The sequence below is a fragment of the Streptomyces sp. NBC_01515 genome, from assembly GCF_045040345.1.
Classification (GTDB): Bacteria; Actinomycetota; Actinomycetes; order Streptomycetales; family Streptomycetaceae; genus Streptomyces.
In genome coordinates, this window is the sequence record NZ_CP109416.1 from 7,283,876 (window position 1) to 7,300,203 (window position 16,328).

14 protein-coding genes are annotated in these 16,328 nt (G+C 70.9%); 9 read left to right on the forward strand and 5 right to left on the reverse strand.

The window, feature by feature from the left end:
• Positions 1-17 precede the first annotated feature (17 nt).
• From OG407_RS33155 to OG407_RS33165, 3 genes are all read left to right on the forward strand, one after another.
• Complete coding sequence (locus OG407_RS33155) at positions 18-440, forward strand: (deoxy)nucleoside triphosphate pyrophosphohydrolase (RefSeq protein WP_405863198.1); 423 nt, start codon at positions 18-20, stop codon at positions 438-440.
• 154 nt (positions 441-594) lie between these two features.
• Positions 595-1,002 (forward strand): ATP-binding protein, encoded by a 408-nt coding sequence (locus OG407_RS33160; protein WP_403584134.1) that lies wholly within the window; start codon positions 595-597, stop codon positions 1,000-1,002.
• Between the two features lie 272 nt (positions 1,003-1,274).
• Positions 1,275-3,989, forward strand: a complete 2,715-nt coding sequence (locus OG407_RS33165; RefSeq protein ID WP_405863199.1) for a SpoIIE family protein phosphatase — start codon at positions 1,275-1,277, stop codon at positions 3,987-3,989.
• A gap of 141 nt (positions 3,990-4,130) precedes the next feature.
• Here OG407_RS33165 and OG407_RS33170 read toward each other — a convergent pair whose 3' ends face one another.
• Positions 4,131-5,609: a hypothetical protein gene (locus tag OG407_RS33170; RefSeq protein WP_405868749.1), complete on the reverse strand. Its 1,479-nt coding sequence runs from the start codon at positions 5,607-5,609 to the stop codon at positions 4,131-4,133.
• 837 nt (positions 5,610-6,446) lie between these two features.
• On the opposite strand from OG407_RS33170, the gene OG407_RS33175 reads away from it, so the two are divergent.
• The 4 genes from OG407_RS33175 to OG407_RS33190 all read left to right on the forward strand — a co-directional run bounded on the left by OG407_RS33175 (position 6,447) and on the right by OG407_RS33190 (position 9,228).
• Complete coding sequence (locus OG407_RS33175) at positions 6,447-7,538, forward strand: hypothetical protein (RefSeq protein ID WP_405868751.1); 1,092 nt, start codon at positions 6,447-6,449, stop codon at positions 7,536-7,538.
• An 84-nt stretch (positions 7,539-7,622) separates the two neighbouring features.
• Complete coding sequence (locus OG407_RS33180) at positions 7,623-7,910, forward strand: hypothetical protein (protein WP_405863200.1); 288 nt, start codon at positions 7,623-7,625, stop codon at positions 7,908-7,910.
• Positions 7,907-8,920 (forward strand): phosphotransferase family protein, encoded by a 1,014-nt coding sequence (locus tag OG407_RS33185; RefSeq protein WP_405863201.1) that lies wholly within the window; start codon positions 7,907-7,909, stop codon positions 8,918-8,920. Before OG407_RS33180 ends, OG407_RS33185 begins: the two co-directional genes overlap by 4 nt.
• On the forward strand, positions 8,917-9,228 hold the full coding sequence (locus tag OG407_RS33190) for a hypothetical protein (protein WP_405863202.1): 312 nt from the start codon (positions 8,917-8,919) through the stop codon (positions 9,226-9,228). The genes OG407_RS33185 and OG407_RS33190 overlap by 4 nt, the downstream gene beginning before the upstream one ends.
• Here OG407_RS33190 and OG407_RS33195 read toward each other — a convergent pair.
• The 4 genes from OG407_RS33195 to OG407_RS33210 are packed head-to-tail and all read right to left on the reverse strand — an operon-like array spanning position 9,209 to position 13,068.
• Entirely contained in the window at positions 9,209-9,979 is a 771-nt protein-coding gene (locus OG407_RS33195) for a succinate dehydrogenase/fumarate reductase iron-sulfur subunit (RefSeq protein WP_405863203.1), read from the reverse strand. The genes OG407_RS33190 and OG407_RS33195 overlap by 20 nt on opposite strands.
• Complete coding sequence (locus tag OG407_RS33200) at positions 9,976-11,919, reverse strand: fumarate reductase/succinate dehydrogenase flavoprotein subunit (protein ID WP_405863204.1); 1,944 nt, start codon at positions 11,917-11,919, stop codon at positions 9,976-9,978. Before OG407_RS33200 ends, OG407_RS33195 begins: the two co-directional genes overlap by 4 nt.
• Positions 11,920-11,937: 18 nt before the next feature.
• Positions 11,938-12,759, reverse strand: coding sequence for a hypothetical protein (locus tag OG407_RS33205; protein ID WP_403584010.1), 822 nt, complete (start codon positions 12,757-12,759; stop codon positions 11,938-11,940).
• Positions 12,760-12,777: 18 nt separating this feature from the next.
• Positions 12,778-13,068 carry a hypothetical protein gene (locus OG407_RS33210; RefSeq protein ID WP_019058435.1) on the reverse strand — a complete coding sequence of 97 codons (291 nt, stop codon included), beginning with the start codon at positions 13,066-13,068 and terminating at the stop codon, positions 12,778-12,780.
• 292 nt (positions 13,069-13,360) lie between these two features.
• Here OG407_RS33210 and OG407_RS33215 point away from each other — a divergent pair, with 292 nt between their 5' ends.
• Positions 13,361-15,541 (forward strand): ABC transporter family substrate-binding protein, encoded by a 2,181-nt coding sequence (locus OG407_RS33215; RefSeq protein WP_405863205.1) that lies wholly within the window; start codon positions 13,361-13,363, stop codon positions 15,539-15,541.
• A 106-nt stretch (positions 15,542-15,647) separates the two neighbouring features.
• Positions 15,648-16,232 (forward strand): hypothetical protein, encoded by a 585-nt coding sequence (locus OG407_RS33220; RefSeq protein WP_405863206.1) that lies wholly within the window; start codon positions 15,648-15,650, stop codon positions 16,230-16,232.
• The last annotated feature ends 96 nt before the right edge of the window (positions 16,233-16,328 follow it).

Sequence of the window (16,328 nt, forward strand, 5' to 3'; positions counted from 1 at the left end):
CCCGTAGGCTCCGGCGCATGACGACACGGATCGTGGTGGTCGGCGCCGCCCTGTTCGACGGTGGCGGCGACGACGGCCGACTGCTCGCCGCCCGCCGCAGCGCACCTCCCGAACTGGCCGGACGCTGGGAACTCCCCGGCGGCAAGGTCGAACCCGGCGAGCGCCCCGAGGCCGCGCTGGTGCGCGAGTTGCGCGAGGAACTCGGCGTCGACGTCGAGACCGTGGAGCGCGTCCCGGGAGAGTGGCCGCTGAAGCCGCCGTACGTCCTCCAGGTCTGGACGGTCCGGCTGCTTCCCGGCTCGGCGGAGCCCGAGCCCCTCGAAGACCACGACGAACTGCGCTGGCTCGCCCCCGCCGACATCTGGACCGTCGACTGGCTCGACCAGGATGTGCCCGCCGTACGGGAGGCACTCGCGCTCATCGACGCGGGGGCGCGCTGAAGCCGTCGTAGGCCGAGACGGCGGCGCGCTCCGAACCCGGCGTACGCCGTTCGTGCCACAGTGCGCCCTCGGGGACGGTACCGGGCCCTGAATATCGGGTATGTGCCCATTAACCCCATGAAATCGGACATGGGTGAGCTGGCTGGCCCGGGATGTGATCGGCTTGATCGACACCGATGGCGACTGCGCCGAGTGGACCTTTCCCGCGGACCCCGGAGCCGTCCGCACCGCACGCACCGCCGTCCGCGGCCAGTTGCGGGACTGGGACCTCGACTCCCTCGCCGACATCGCGGCGCTGTTGGTCAGCGAGCTGGTGACCAACGCGCTGCGGCACGCCACCGGCCCCATCGGCGTCCGGCTGGTCCGCCCCGTCGGCCCGGCCGGTGTGCTGCTGGTCGAGGTCTCCGACCCGCTGCCCGACCCGCCCCGCGAACGCGTCGCCCGCCCCGAGGACGAGAGCGGCCGGGGTCTCCAACTGGTCGCCGGCGCCTGCGTCCGCTGGGGCACCCGGCCCGGTGGGACGGGCAAGACCGTGTGGTTCGAGCTGGCCGTACCCGGGTGAACCGGGGCCGAACACAGCCGAACACAGCTGTACGAACCGGACAGTCGTGTCCATCGAGTGGTCCAGGCCTGTGACGGTTGTCGATCGGCGTGGTTCGACTGCGTGTCCGCTGGTTAGAAGACTGGGAGTGTTGTCGCAGGCAGGTCCGAAATGCATCGGGATTGTCCTGTGATCGTGAACACCGTGTTGTGCGGCGCCGTAGTGCTGGATACTGCGGGCAGCCGCCCCCGGTGACCGGTGCCGGACGCGGTGAGCTGGAGGGGACGGTTCGCGTGAGCGAGATACCAGCGAAGGCCACGGAGTCCGAGGACCCGTCGGACCGCGCGAGGGCTGAGGCCGCGAGTCGCATCGACGTGCCCGGAGGCGACGGCGTGACCGCCGCCGACGTCATGGCGGGTGTGTCCGGCGGCGACGCGATGACCGTCGGCGACGCCATGTGGCAGAGCAGCCCACCCGGTTCGATCTACGACTACATCAAGGTCGCCTCCTTCTCCATAGGCCCCGACGGGCTCGTCGACCAGTGGAGCCTGCGGGCCGAGCAGCTCTTCGGCATCCCCACGGACCGCGCGGTGGGCATGGACCCCATCGAGGCGTTCGTCGACCCCGAACTGCACGAGCGCGGCCAGCGGAAGATGGCCGAGATCCTGGACGGCCGGGAGTGGACCGGAGTGGTCCCCTTCAAGGTGCCGGGGACCGCCGGGGGCGAGCCGGGCAAGGAGGGTCTCGCCGAGGTCTATGTGATGCCGACCCGGACCGAGGAGGGCGAGCGGGCCGCCGTCTGCATCGTCGTCGACGTCCGCATCCTGCGTCGTATCGAGACCGATCTCGCCGCCTCGCAGTCGATATTCGGTCAATCTCCGTTCGGGTTCCTGCTGATCGACCCCGATCTGCGGGTCCGGCGGGCCAACCAGCAGATCGCCAACACCTTCGGCGGCAGCCCCGACGACCACCGCGGCCGGGGCGTCCAGGACTATCTGCAGAGCCCCGAGGCCGAGCGGGTCACCGCGACCCTGCGCCGGGTCCTGGAGACCGGCAACTCCATCACGGACATGCATGTCACCGGCCTGGTACCGGGTTCCGAGGAGCGCCGGCACTGGTCCATCAACCTCTACCGCGTGCACAGCGGCAGCGGGCGCCCCATCGGCATCGCCTGGCTCGGCACCGACGTCACCGACCGCCGCGCCGCCGCCCGCGAGGCCGCCTCCGCGCGGCGCAATCTCGCCCTTCTGAACGAGGCCGGCGCCCGCATCGGGAACTCCCTCGACCTGGAGACCACGGCCCGCGAACTCCTCGACGTCGTCGTCCCCGGCTTCTGCGACCTCGCGACCGTCGACCTCTACCAGGGCCTCCTGGCCGGCGACGAGACCCCGCCGGGCCGCGCCGACGGCAGCGCGGAACTCCGCCGGGTGGCCTTCGCCAGCGCGGTCTCCGACGCCCCCTTCGTAGGCGGCGGCGCACCCGTGGACGTGGGCGCGGTCCACCACTACCCCTTCAACTCGCCCTGCGCGGACGCCCTGCGCACCGCCCGCCCGCAGTCCGTCGCCGCCGAGGAGGGCGGCCCGGTCCAGTCCACGCTGGTCGTTCCGATGGTCGCCCACGACACGGTCGTAGGACTCGCGCAGTTCGCCCGTACGAAGGGCAGCGAGCCGTTCGGGGACCGGGACCGGGATCTCGCGGTGGAGCTGGCGGCGCGGGCCGCCGTCTGCATCGACAACGCGCGGCTGTACCGGCGCGAGCACGAACGGGCGTTGATACTGCAGCGGTCCCTCCTCCCGCCCGGCGACCCGGAGGCATCCGGCCTCGACATCGCCTGCCGCTACCTGCCCGGGAACGCGGCGACGGAGGTAGGCGGCGACTGGTTCGACGTCATCGAACTCCCCGGCCACCGCACGGCGTTGGTGGTCGGAGACGTGATGGGACGCGGTCTACGCGCGGCGGTGGCGATGGGCGAACTCCGCACCGCCGTACGCACGTTGGCCCTCCTGGACCTCGAACCGGCCGAAGTCCTCTCGGCGTTGGACGAGATCGCGCGAGGCCTGGGCACCCCCGGCGGAGTCCAGCAAGCCACCCGGGCGGCCCGCCGCCCCCGCGAGGCGGACCTCGCGGAGGTGTATCTGGCCACCTGTATCTACGCGGTCTACGACTCGGTGACCAGGCGCTGCACCTTCGCCAACGCGGGCCACCTCCCGCCGGTCCTGGTGGAACCGGGCGAGGCCGCGCTGATGCTCGACGTCCCACCGGGTATGCCCCTAGGGGTCGGCGGCGAGCCCTTCGAGGAGGTGGAGGTCGAACTCCCCGAAGGCGCACTGCTGGCGCTCTACACGGATGGACTGGTCGAGTCCCGCGACCACCCCCTGGACGAGGGCCTCCAGGCGTTCGTGGGCGCGCTGACCGACCCGGCGACCCGTGGTTCGTCCGACGGCAGCCCGCCCACCGCGGCGGCCCTGAACGCCGAGACCCACCGCGACCTGGAGGACGTCTGCGACCACGTCCTCAGCACCCTCGACACCCACCACGGCGAGGACGACATCGCGCTCCTCATGGCCCGCGTCCAGGGCCTGCCGGCCGACTCGGTCGGCGACTGGACCCTGCCGCGCGAACCACGCAGCGTGGGCCGCGCCCGCGAGTACGCCCGCGCCCGCCTCCAGTCCTGGGACCTCGAACCCCTCATCGACACCGCCGAGTTGCTGGTCAGCGAACTGGTGACGAACGCGCTGCGGTACGGCGAGGGTGACATCCGGCTCCGGCTCCTGCTGGACCGCACCCTGGTGTGCGAGGTCTGGGACGCGGGCCTGGTCCAACCCCGCCGCCGCCGCGCCCGCGACACGGACGAGGGCGGCCGGGGCCTGCAACTCGTCGGCCTCCTGTCGGCGGCGTGGGGCTCACGCCGGACGCCACGCGGCAAGACGGTGTGGTTCGAACTGCCGTTGCCGGACGGGGAGAACGGCTTGGTGGACCCGGCGGAGGCGTTGCTGAGCCTGTTCTGACGGCTACGGCTCCGGCTCTGGCTCCGGCTCCGGTGATTCCGGCTGCTTTCGTTGTTCTGGGGGCGGTCGGCTGGTGGCCTGGATTGTGCCTGTGCTGTGCCTGTGCTTGTCCTGGTGCCTGTCGAGGCCGACTGCGGTGTTCTACGTCGGCGGGAGTGCGCGGCGCTTTCGTGTGGCCGGTCCGCCGAAGGTGAGGGGTGGGCCGCCGTCCGGGTCCTCGCCGAGGAGGATGCCGCCGAGGACCGCCCCGCCGACCCCGCTCGTGTGCTCGTCGGCGGCACCGGCATACGGGTTCCCGTGCACACGGACGTCCTGCTCGGCCGACTCGCGGGCCTCCAGCGCGGGTACGTCGGCCGCGGCGGGGTCGGTTGTGAGCAGCAGCGCCGCTTCGGCCAGCAGGGTGCGGGCTTCTACGCCCACGGCACCCCGGTGCGTCGCAATGAAACCGTCCGCCGAGCCGACGTCGTTCCGCGCGACGAGCCACGCGGCGGCGCTGAGGACTCCGTCCCGCGTCGCGCCCAGCGGCTGCATGGCCTGGACGATGCGGCGCAGGGCGTCGAGGGGGTCGTGGGCGTAGGGGCGGTCGCGGGTGAGTTCTTCTCGTACGGCGGCGAGGGTGGTGCGGGCGTGGGTGAGGTGGGTGTGGAGGGGCCCTGTCGGTGATGCGGCCCTTGCCCTTGCGATGTCGGCTTCGGCGCCGGTGAGTGTGGCGGGCACCAACTCGCCTGCGGCGGCGAGTGAGTTGGCGAGCCGGTCGACGTCGTTCAGGAAGGTGTCGGCCTGACTGATGGCGCCCTCGGCGGCGCGGAGGGAGCGTATGGCCTCGCCGGTGTGTTCCAAGTCGGCTGCCTGCCGGGCCTGGTTGAGGTGGGTGGTGGCGAACACGAGCCGGTCCTTGGCCTGTTCGACGTATCCGGTGACGGTGACGGTGGTGGTCGAGGCCGCGGGTGAGGGGTAGCGGGCGTGGAGGTCGGCGAGGGTGGCGTCGACGCTCCCTGTACGGCCGGCGAGTTCGCGGAACCGCACCTCCGCGACGCCGAGGGTGTCGTCCAACTCCTGCTCCAACGCCCGGAGTTGATCGAAGGCGGGCGCTTCGGTATCCAACCGCCGCCCGGCCTCGGCACACCGTCCGACGATGCCGGCGAGGGCCTGCCGCCGGGCGGCTTCTTCTTTCGGTTCCGGGACGCCTCGGTCGTAGCGCAGGCGTATCGCGAAGGCGGCGGCGAGCTCGCGCTCGGCGTCCCGCAGGGCCCGTAGGAACGGTTCGACGGCCGTGTCCCCGAACCGGGCCTGGACGAAGGCGAGTTCCGCACGGCTGGTGCGCAGGCAGTCGTCGGCCTGGACGAGGGCGGCACCGGCTTGGCGTTCCAGTACGGGGAGTGGAGTGACGGGAGGTTGGGGGGACACGACACCGACACCGGGAGTAGTACGGGTACGGCCCCTACGGGTGCGCCGCACATACCCGTACCCCGCGAGTACGCCTACGCCGCCGACGGCGACGAGGGGGAGGACGAGGTCGGCGCCGGAACTCCCCTCAGCCTCCTGCTGACCATGTCGGCCCGCACCGGCGACGGCCCCACCCCGGCTCGCCGCAACCGGAGCCTCCGCATTGATCGTCATCACCGGCAACACCAGCCAGACGACCCCGACCGCCCCACCCAACACGGCATGCCCCACCCGCACGGATATGTGGGAGCTACCGCGCCGCGGCCGGCCCCGTATCAAGGATGACGTCACGTTTCGGAGCGTATGAGCAGGATTGCGGTCGCGCGACCGGGGTGGGCCTGGGGTGGGACGGGGGGTGGGTGAGGTGCGATGGGTGCGGCTATGGGGAGGGGTGGCATGGGGATGGGGCGTGTAGGGGGTTCGGGGTCGGGAGCGGAGTCGGGGATGGGCTCGGGGCGAGTGGGTGCGGGGGCCGGGACTGGTCCGGATTCGCAGATACGTGGGGACGACCTATCCGCAGGTCCGGAGAGCGAGGGGCGAGAAGCGTCGAACGGTCTCGGGGACCCAGCGGAGCCAGACGACCCGAAAACGGGGAAGCGCGGAGGAAGCGAAGCGACCGACGCGCCTGCGGCGACCGACGCGCCTGCGGCGACCGACGCGCCTGCGGCGACCGACGCGCCTGCGGCGACCGACGCGCCTGCGGCGACCGACGCGCCTGCGGCGACCGACGCGCCTGCGGCGACCGACGCGCCTGCGGCGACCGACGCGCCTGCGGCGACCGACGCGCCTGCGGCGACCGACGCGCCTGCGGCGACCGACGCGCCTGCGGCGACCGACGCGCCTGCGGCGACCGACGCGCCTGCGGCGACCGACGCGCCTGCGGCGACCGACGCGCCTGCGGCGACCGACGCGCCTGCGGCGACCGACGCGCCTGCGGCGACCGACGCGCCTGCGGCGACCGACGCGCCTGCGGCGACCGACGCGCCTGCGGCGACCGACGCGCCTGCGGCAATCCTTCCCCCCGAGGCCGCCGACGGCGCCGTACCCCCACAAGGGCCACCCGCACCCGACGACGAAAGCAGCACGGGTGGGCGGGGTGGGAAGGCGAAGTGGGTTCGGCGGAGCCTCGTCGCGCTTCTGGTTGCCCTGTTGGTGCCTGTCCTCGGTGCCGAGATCGCCCTGCGGCTGAATTACACCGGTGAGGTCTCCGACGGTACGTACACCCGGGGCCAGGACGCGATCTGGCTGGGTCATGCCTGGGTGGACGGGCGTAAGACCGACGCGGACATGGCAGCGCTGGCCGGTCGGCTGAAAAGCACCGGTATCCGTGACCTGTACGTCCATTCAGGCCCCCTGGAGCACGACGGCACCCTCCCGGAGTCGGACTATCCCAAGGCCGCGTGGTTGATCGAGTCGGTGCACAGGGAACTTCCCGGGGTCCGCGTACAGGCCTGGCTGGGTGACAAGCTGGCCACCGAGAGCCCGGACGGCCTGCGCCTGCAGAACGCCGCGACCCGCACCGCCATCGTCGCCTCGACCCGCCAGATCCTCGCCGCCGGCTTCGAGGGCGCCCACTTCGACCTGGAACCCCTCCACTCCGGCGACGCGAACTACCTCGACCTCCTCGACAGACTCCACGAGGTCACCCGGGCCAACCACGCCCAACTCTCCGTCGCCGCCCACCAGATCGACCCGCTCCCCGCCTTCCACTCCTTCTGGGGCACCGTCACCAACCACCCCAAGTGGTGGTCCCAGGCCTACTTCGGCCAAGTCGCCCGCCGCGTCGACCAGATCGCCGTCATGTCGTACGACACGATGCAACCCCTCCAGAGCCTCTACGGCGGTTACGTCGCCCAACAGACCTCCCTCGCCCTGGAGGTCACCCCGGCCGACACCGACCTCCTCATGGGCCTGCCCTTCTTCCACGAGGACCGGTTCGGCCACCACGGCGCCGCCGAGACCGTCCCCGCCGCCGTACGCGGCGTACGCCTCGGCCTGTCCCGCACGGACGCGCACCGTACGAACTTCGGCGTCGCCCTGTACGTCGACTTCGCGGCGACGGAGGCGGACTGGACGGCGTACCGGGAGGGTTGGGTGCGCTGAGCGCGCACGCTCAAGTTCCCTGAAAACACCGCGCTGTTCGGAGCCCGGGGTGCGATGATCGGCCAGGTCCGATGGGGGTGGGCGATGGTGGGGACGGTACTGGCCGCGGCGGCCTGTGCGCTGGTGGCCGTGAGCGGAGTCGTCGCGGTGACGACCGGCCGTATGCTGCCGACGCTGCAAGGCCGGGTGGTACGGCCGGAGTTGTGGGGTTACGGGCAACTGATCTTCGCGTCGGGCATGGCGACGGGTATCTCCCTGCGCTGGTGGGCGGGTTCCCTGGCCATGGGCGACGCGGGTGGCGTGACGGCGCTCGCCCTGATCGCCCTCGGCTGCGTACTCCAGTGGCGTGCGCAGCGTCCCGCGCCCCGATGACCGCCACCCGCAGGACCCTCACCCGCACCGACCTCGCCCCCTTCGCCCAGGCCCTCGGCCACACCCTGAACGACGTGACCCGCCTCCGGGGCGGTTCGAAGAAGGGCGTCTACAGGCTCACCTTCCAGAACCGTTCGACCGCCGTCGCCTACGTCTGGTCCCCGGACGAGGACCTCTGGGACGCCGGCCCCGGCGACCCCCGCGACCCCTTCTCCCACGCCTCCGGCCTCACCCTCTTCACCGCCGCCGCGAACCGCCTCGCCGCAGCCGGCGTCCGCGCCCCGCGCCTCCTCCACGCCGACCCCACCCACACCCACCTCCCGGCGGACGTGGCGATCGTCGAGGACCTCCCGGGCGGCACCCTGGAGGACCTGCTGGACGACGACAAGGCCGCCGTACCGAAGGCGCAGGCGCAGGCGCGGACGGAGGCGCTGGAGCGGACGGCGGCCCTGCTCGACACCCTGCACGCCCGCACGGGCCCGCGCTTCGGCAAGGTCGCGGTCGTGGACAACGGCGGTTCCTCGTACGGCGTTTCGTGTCAGGCGGTCGTAGCCGAACGAGCCCTGAGCGACCTCGACGAGCTACCGGCACGCGACCCACGAGCGGCAGCCGCCCACCCCCAACTGGCCGACACGGTAAGGACGTTGGCCGCCCGCATCCAACCCCGCACCGAGCCCCTCACCCTCATCCACGGCGAACTCGGCCCCGACCACGTCCGCGTGACCCCTGACGGCGACCTCGCCCTCATCGACATCGAAGGCCTGATGTACTTCGACGCCGAGTGGGAACACGTCTTCCTCCGCCTGCGCTTCGGCCACCACTACGACCCGCTGCGCACCGAGGGCCTGGACGAGGACCGGCTACGCCTCTACGCCCTGGCGATGCACCTCTCCCTCGTCGCCGGCCCTCTCCGCCTCCTGGACGTCGGGGACTTCCACGACCCGGAGTTCATGCGCGGCATCGCGGAACACAACCTCCAGCAGGCGCTGTCCCTCGTGGAGCGGACATGAGCGACACCGAACTGACCCTGGCAGTGCTGCTGATCGCCGTCCTCGCCGGTGTCGGCCTCGGTGCGGTCACGCGCGGCTGGACCCCGCTCGCGCGCCGGAACCGCATCGTGCGACCCCGGTTGTGGGGCTACGGCATCCTGGTCAGCGACGCGGGGCTTGCCGCGTGCGTGTTCTTCGGGCCGTTCCAGGGCCCGGACGACTCGCGGCTGGCCCCGTTCGCAGTGGTCGGTGCCGTCGTCGTCTTCGCCGGGGTCCTGGTACAAGGTGCCGCCCTCGACCTCGCGAAGCCTACGAAGAACGCCTCCTGATCTTCGACCCCAGCCACACCAGCGGGTCGTACTTGCGGTCAACTGCCCGTTCCTTCAAGGGAATCAGCGCGTTGTCCGTGATGTGGATGCCCTCGGGGCAGACCTCGCTGCAGCACTTGGTGATGTTGCAGTAGCCGAGGCCGTGTTCGTCCTGGGCGGTCTTCTTGCGGTCGAGGCCGCTCTCGGCCGCCGCGTCCAGCGGATGCATGTCCAACTCCGCGACCCGCATGAGGAATCGGGGACCGGCGAACGCCGTCTTGTTCTCCTCGTGGTCGCGGACGACATGGCAGGTGTCCTGGCACAGGAAGCACTCGATGCACTTGCGGAACTCCTGCGAGCGGTCGACGTCCTCCTGCATCATCCGGTAGTCGCCGGCCGCGACCCCCTCCGGCGGTACGAACGACGGAATCTCCCTGGCCTTCTGGTAGTTGAAGCCGACGTCCGTCACCAGATCCCGTACGACGGGGAAGGCGCGGAGCGGTGTCACCGTGATCGTCTCCTCGCGGGTGAACACCGACATGCGGGTCATGCACATCAGCCGGGGGCGCCCGTTGACCTCCGCCGAGCACGAACCGCACTTGCCCGCCTTGCAGTTCCAGCGCACGGCGAGGTCGGAGGCCTGGGTGGCCTGGATGCGGTGGATGATGTCCAGGATCACCTCGCCGTCGTTGACCTCGACCTTGAAGTCCTCAAGGTCGCCGCCCTTGACGTCTCCCCGCCACACCTTGAAGCGGGCCTCGTAGCTGCTCACTCGTACAGCTCCTCTTCGGCGAGGTACTTGACCAGCTCTTCCTTCTCGAAGAGGGCGAGCAGGTCGGCGCGGATGGGGTCGGTCGTCTCGCGGGTCAGGCTGATCTGGCCCGACACCGGGTCCGCGGCCGCCAACCCGCCGTTGGGGTCGGTCAGTTGGCAGATCAGGTTGATGCGGCGCCAGTCGCGGTTCATGCCGGGGTGGTCCTCACGGGTGTGTCCGCCGCGCGACTCGGTGCGTTCCAGCGCGGCCCGCGCCACGCACTCGCTGACCAGCAGCATGTTCCGCAGATCCAGAGCGAGATGCCAGCCGGGGTTGAACTGCCGGTGGCCTTCAACTCCCGCCCTGCGGGCCCGTACTCGAAGTTCGGCCAGTTTCTCCAGCGCCTGTTCCATCTCGCCCTCGCGGCGGATGATGCCGACGAGGTCGTTCATGGTCTGCTGGAGTTCCTGGTGGAGGGTGTACGGGTTCTCCGGCGGGCGGCCGTTCTCCTGCCCCGGTTCCGGGCCCTCCGCCGAGAAGGGGCGCAGCGCCTCCGCCGCCGCCAGGTCGACCTCCGTGTCGTCCACCAGCGGGCGGCTGTCCGCCAGGTCCGCCGCGTGGTCGGCCGCGTGCCAGCCCGCCCGGCGGCCGAACACCAGCAGGTCGGACAGGGAGTTGCCGCCGAGCCGGTTGGAGCCGTGCATGCCGCCGGCCACCTCACCGGCCGCGAACAGCCCCGGTACCCCGCGCGCCGCCGCCGTGTCCGACTCGACCGCGACGCCGCCCATCACGTAGTGACAGGTCGGCCCGACCTCCATCGCCTCGGCGGTGATGTCGACGTCGGCCAACTCCTTGAACTGGTGGTACATGGACGGGAGTCGGCGCCGGATCACCTCCGCCGGCATCCGCGTCGACACGTCCAGGAAGACCCCGCCGTGCGGTGAGCCGCGGCCCGCCTTCACCTCGGAGTTGATGGCGCGGGCGACCTCGTCGCGGGGGAGCAGTTCGGGGGGACGCCGGTTGGTGTCGGGGTCCTCGTACCAGCGGTCGCCCTCCGCCTCCGACTCGGCGTACTTCTCCTTGAAGACGTCCGGGATGTAGTCGAACATGAACCGCTTGCCCTCGGAGTTGCGGAGCACCCCGCCGTCGCCGCGCACCGACTCCGTGACCAGGATGCCCTTCACGGACGGCGGCCAGACCATGCCCGTCGGGTGGAACTGCACGAACTCCATGTTGAGCAGCGGCGCCCCGGCGAGCAGCGCCAGCGCGTGCCCGTCGCCCGTGTACTCCCACGAATTCGACGTCACCTTGAAGGACTTGCCGATCCCGCCGGTCGCGATCACCACGGAGGGCGCTTCGAGGACCATGAAGCGGCCGGTCTCCCGCTCGTAGGCGAAGACCCCCGAGACTCGGCTCCCATCCTTCAACACCCGTGTGACCGTGCACTCCTGATAGACCTTCAGGCGGGATTCGTAGTCGCCGGTCTCCTTGTAGTCCTCCTGCTGGAGCGACACGATCTTCTGCTGGAGCGTGCGGATCAGCTCAAGTCCCGTACGGTCGCCGACGTGTGCGAGGCGCGGGTACTCGTGGCCGCCGAAGTTGCGCTGCGAGATCCGGCCGTCCTGCGTGCGGTCGAAGAGGGCGCCCCAGGTCTCCAACTCCCAGACCCGGTCCGGGGCTTCCTTCGCGTGCAGCTCCGACATGCGCCACTGGTTGAGGAACTTGCCGCCGCGCAGAGTGTCGCGGAAGTGGACCTGCCAGCTGTCGTGGGAGTTGACGTTGCCCATCGCCGCCGCGATGCCGCCCTCGGCCATCACCGTATGGGCCTTGCCGAACAGCGACTTGCAGATCACCGCCGTACGGGCACCGCGCTCGCGCGCCTCGATGGCGGCCCGCAGGCCGGCGCCACCGGCACCGACCACGACGACGTCCCACTCCTGTCGCTCGACCACGGACATCAGAAGGCCCCATCCAATCTAAAAGAAGCGCGGATCATCGAAAGCTCCGGATGCGACCAGGTACACGTAGAAGTCGGCGGCCGCCACGCTGATCAACGACGCCCAGGCGAGCTGCATATGACGGTTGTTCAGCTTCCCGACGAACTTCCACGCCTTGTAGCGCACGGGATGTTTGGAGAAGTGCTTGAGCTTGCCGCCGACGATGTGCCGGCAGGAGTGGCAGGACAGGGTGTACGCCCAGATCAGCACGATGTTGGCCACGAAGACGAGGGTGCCCAGGCCCATGTGGCCCCAGTGGTAGTGCTCGTCGCGGAAGGTCAGCACGGTGTCGTACGTCAGCGTGCCCGCCACCAGGAGCGCCGCGTAGAAGAAGTACCGGTGGACGTTCTGCAGGATCAGCGGGAAGCGGGTCTCACCGCTGTACTTCTTGTGCGGCTCGGCCACCGCGCAGGCCGGGGGCGAGGCCCAGAAGCCCCGGTAGTAGGCCTTGCGGTAGTAGTAGCAGGTCAGGCGGAAGCCGAGCGGGAAGATCAGGATGATGATGGCGGGGGAGATGCCCCACCAGCTCCCGAAGAGATCCGCGTTCGGGCCCGCGTGCATGGTCCGGCACCGGTCGGCCAGACAGGGCGAGTAGAACGGCGAGACGTAGGGCGCCGAGTAGTAGTTCGAGTCCGCGAAGGCCCGCCAGGTCGAGTAGACGACGAAGGCCAGCAGTCCGGCGGCGGTGACGGCCGGGGCCAGCCACCAGCGGTCGGTCCGCAGATGCGGGGCGTCGATCGCGGCGCGCGTACCGGTGTGTACGCCGCCGCTCTTCGGTTGGGGTTCCGTACCAGTGGCCAAGTCAGGACTCCGGTCGGTTCAGGGTGCGTGGCGGTCGTGGGCGCCGAGTCCTTCGTCGTCCGAGTCCGTCCACAGGGTGTTGTCGTAGGGGGTGTCGGGGATGGAGACGAGATCGGGGCGCCGGGGGCGCTCGATCCCTGGTGCGGCGTCGCGCAGCAGTGCGACGCTCTCGCGCAGCCGGTCGGCGTCGGCCTTGACCCTGCGCATTTCCAGGCCGCCGCTGCCGAATTGGTTCTCCAGCCGCCCCACCGACCTGAACAGGTCGTCGAGACAGCGCTGGACTGACGTCAGTTCGTCGTGCACGGACATGACGTGACCTCACTTCCGTGGGCGTCGACCATGGACGGCAACGTTCATGCGCCTGCGAGTGTTGCGCGTCACGCCTACCGGTGGGAAGCGGTGTGCACGGATTGGCCGGGGTGCGTTGGTGTGTACGGGGGCAGATTCGAACATTGCGCCGCACGGGTGGGCTTCCCGGCGCCCCTCGCCGTGTCGCCCTTCATGGCCGAACCGTTTCCTCTTCAGTGGCCGCAAAGATCTGATCAGCTCCATATACGCCCATAAGTGATCAGAAGCCCGCGGCTTACCGGAGGTAGCAGTGATGTCCCACGACGGCGTCAGACTGCGCGCGGTCATGCGCTCGGTCGTCTTCCTCACCGCGGGCGCGCTCGCGGTGCCCACCCTCGCGGCGTGCGGTTCCGACGACGAGTCGGGCAAGCCGCTGGCCGGACAGGACATCGCGCCGGTCGGCCGTGACCTGGTCGCCGACGGCGGCACCCTGAACTGGGCCGTGGACGACGTACCGGAGACCCTCAACACGTTCCAGTCGGACGCCGACGACGCCACCACCCGCGTCGCCCAGGCCGTCCTGCCCGCGATGTTCCGGCTCGACGCCCAGGGCCGGCCGCAGCGCGACGCCGACTACCTGGAGTCCGCGAAGGTCGTCGACACCGAGCCCAAGCAGGTCGTCCTCTACAAGCTGGACCAGCAGGCGGTGTGGAGCGACGGCCGCGAGATCGGCGCCGCCGACTTCGCCGCCCAGTGGCGCGCCCTGTCCGGCAAGGACTCCGCGTACTGGACCGCGCGCAACGCCGGCTACGACCGCATCGAGAAGATCGAGCGCGGCGCCAACAACCTTGAGGTCAAGGTCACCTTCAGCAGGCCGTACGCCGACTGGAAGGCGCTGTTCTCGCCGCTGTACCCCAAGGACGTCATGGGCACCCCGGACGCCTTCAACGACGGCGCGCGCCGCAAGCTGAAGGTCACCGCCGGCGCCTTCGGGGTGCAGAAGATCGACCGCAAGGACAAGGAGATCGTCCTCGCCCGCAACCCGCACTGGTGGGGCCGGCCCGCGAAGCTCTCCCAGATCGTGCTGCACGCCGTACCCCTCGACAAGCGGGCCGCCGCGCTCGCCGACGGCACGGTCGACCTGGCCGAGATCGACCCCGCCGACGCGAGCCGTATCGCGCTCGCGGGCCGCGCCAAGGGGACGAGCACCCCGCTCCAGGGCGCGAGCCCCACGGGCAGGGACGAGAACAAGAACGAGAGCCGGCAGAAGAAGAAGCCCAGCAAGAAGCAGCGCAAGGCGCTCGCCAAGTACCTGCGCCAGCAGGACGCGCTGCGCGCCTTCACCGTCCGCCGCTCCTTCGAGCCCGCCTACACCCAGCTCGCCCTCAACGGCTCCGAGGGCCCCCTAGCCGACGAGCGCGTCCGGCGTGCGGTGGCCCGCGCGCTCGACCGTACGGCGCTGGCGAAGGTCGTCCTCACCCCGCTCGGCCTGCCCGCCGTGCCGGTCGGCAGTCACCTCGCGCTCTCCGGTCAGGTCGCGTACGCCGACAACAGCGGCGCGCTCGGCGACCACGACACCGCGGAGGCGCAGGCACTGCTCACCGACGCCGGCTGGGTGCCCGGCGGACCGCTCAAGGACAAGGGCGAGAAGGCCGCGGGCGCCGAGAGCAAGAAGAGCGGGAAGTCCGACGACGAGGCCGACTCCGAGGGCGGCTCCGACGGGCAGTACATCGTCGGCGAGGACAACAAGGACCCGCAGGACCACACCAAGAAGCACGACAAGGCCTCCGGGCACGGCGGCGACGAGGGCTCCAAGCACCTCGCCGACGGCAAGCAGTACGACGGCCGCAAGGTGAAGCAGGGCGGCGCGCCCGGCGCGTACGCCCCCAAGGGCACGGCCGCCCCGGCGGGCGCGAGGACCGGGCCGCTCGCCAAGGACGGCAAGCCGCTCACCCTCCGCTTCGTGCTCCCCTCCGGCACCGGTTCGGAGTCGCTGAGCGCGGTCGCCGACAGCATCTCCCGGATGCTGGCGAAGGTCGGCATCCGCACGGAGATCACCAAGGTCTCCGACGACAGCTACTTCAAGGACCACATCGCGTCCGGCCAGTACGACCTCGCCCTCTACTCCTGGCCCGCGTCCGCCTTCCCCGCCACCGACGCCCGCCCGATCTTCGCCAAGCCGGTCCCGGCCGCGGACGGCTCCCTGAACGTCGAGCAGAACTACACCCGCGTCGGCACCGACCAGGTCGACCAGCTCTTCGACCAGGCCGCCTCGACCCTCGACGAGGACGAGTCCGCCGCCCTGGTCCGCAAGGCCGACGCCCGCATCTGGGCGGCGGCCGGCTCCATCCCCCTCTACCAGCGCCCCCAGCTCACGGCCGCCCGCAGGACCGTCGTCAACGCCGGCTCCTTCGGCTTCCAGACCCCGGTCTACGAGGACATGGGCTTCCTGAAGAAGGGCGCCCACCCCTCGGCCAGCCCGACCAAGGACTGAGGGATTAGCATCACCCGCACATGACGAGCACGGCCGCCGTCCCGCAGCTACTCGCGGGGCGGCGGTCGTCGTACGGGGGTGGGTTGTGCGGGGTTGGGGAGCGGCGGTGGCCGTGGCGGTACTGGGCGTGGGTTCGGCGGCGTGCGGTGTCACGGCGGGTGAGAGCCGGCTGTCCGCCGACGCGGCCACGATCTGCGCGCACGGGACGTACGCCTGGTCCGGCCTCCGGCACGTCGAGCGGCTCACCGGGCTGCCCGACCGGATCACGTACACCGACGGCGGGTACCAGGGCGTCATCGAACCCGTCTCCGGCACCGTCTACCGCCCCACCGTGACCCACCCGCCCAAGGGCGTCGGCGCAGCCCGCGTGATCAAGGCGCTGGGCACCCATCTGAAGACGGACAACCCGCTCGCCGGGCCGTCCGAAACGGCCGGGCGCGAGAAGACGGACTTCTTCAACGAGATCGCCGGACCCCGGCAGCAGTACTACGCCTGGGATTCGGTCGACCTGATCGAGGCCGACTTCACATATACCTGCGGACTGAACCAGCCGGTGCACGGCCATGTGCACACCTGGGACACCTACGCCGGCGGGTTCCTGCCCTGTTCCGAGCCCTCCGAGGGCGCCCCGGCCAAGGTCGCGGCCGTGAAACTGTGCCCCGCCGAATCCCCTGCCGTGACCGGCGCCTGACCGGTTCCGGCGCCGCCCGTAAGGCCCTGCGGAGGCTCCTTCCCCGTACGCCACGTACGATGGGGTAAGGCCGTGGCGTGTCCAGCCCGGCAGGGT

Bases quoted from the DNA above. Each gene is read 5' to 3' on its own strand.
- OG407_RS33155 (WP_405863198.1), top strand. From the start codon at position 18: ATGACGACACGGATCGTGGTGGTCGGCGCCGCCCTGTTCGACGGTGGC.
- OG407_RS33170 (WP_405868749.1), bottom strand. From the start codon at position 5,609: ATGACGATCAATGCGGAGGCTCCGGTTGCGGCGAGCCGGGGTGGGGCC.
- OG407_RS33180 (WP_405863200.1), top strand. From the start codon at position 7,623: ATGGTGGGGACGGTACTGGCCGCGGCGGCCTGTGCGCTGGTGGCCGTG.
- OG407_RS33185 (WP_405863201.1), top strand. From the start codon at position 7,907: ATGACCGCCACCCGCAGGACCCTCACCCGCACCGACCTCGCCCCCTTC.
- OG407_RS33190 (WP_405863202.1), top strand. From the start codon at position 8,917: ATGAGCGACACCGAACTGACCCTGGCAGTGCTGCTGATCGCCGTCCTC.
- OG407_RS33200 (WP_405863204.1), bottom strand. From the start codon at position 11,919: ATGTCCGTGGTCGAGCGACAGGAGTGGGACGTCGTCGTGGTCGGTGCC.
- OG407_RS33210 (WP_019058435.1), bottom strand. From the start codon at position 13,068: ATGTCCGTGCACGACGAACTGACGTCAGTCCAGCGCTGTCTCGACGAC.
- OG407_RS33215 (WP_405863205.1), top strand. From the start codon at position 13,361: ATGTCCCACGACGGCGTCAGACTGCGCGCGGTCATGCGCTCGGTCGTC.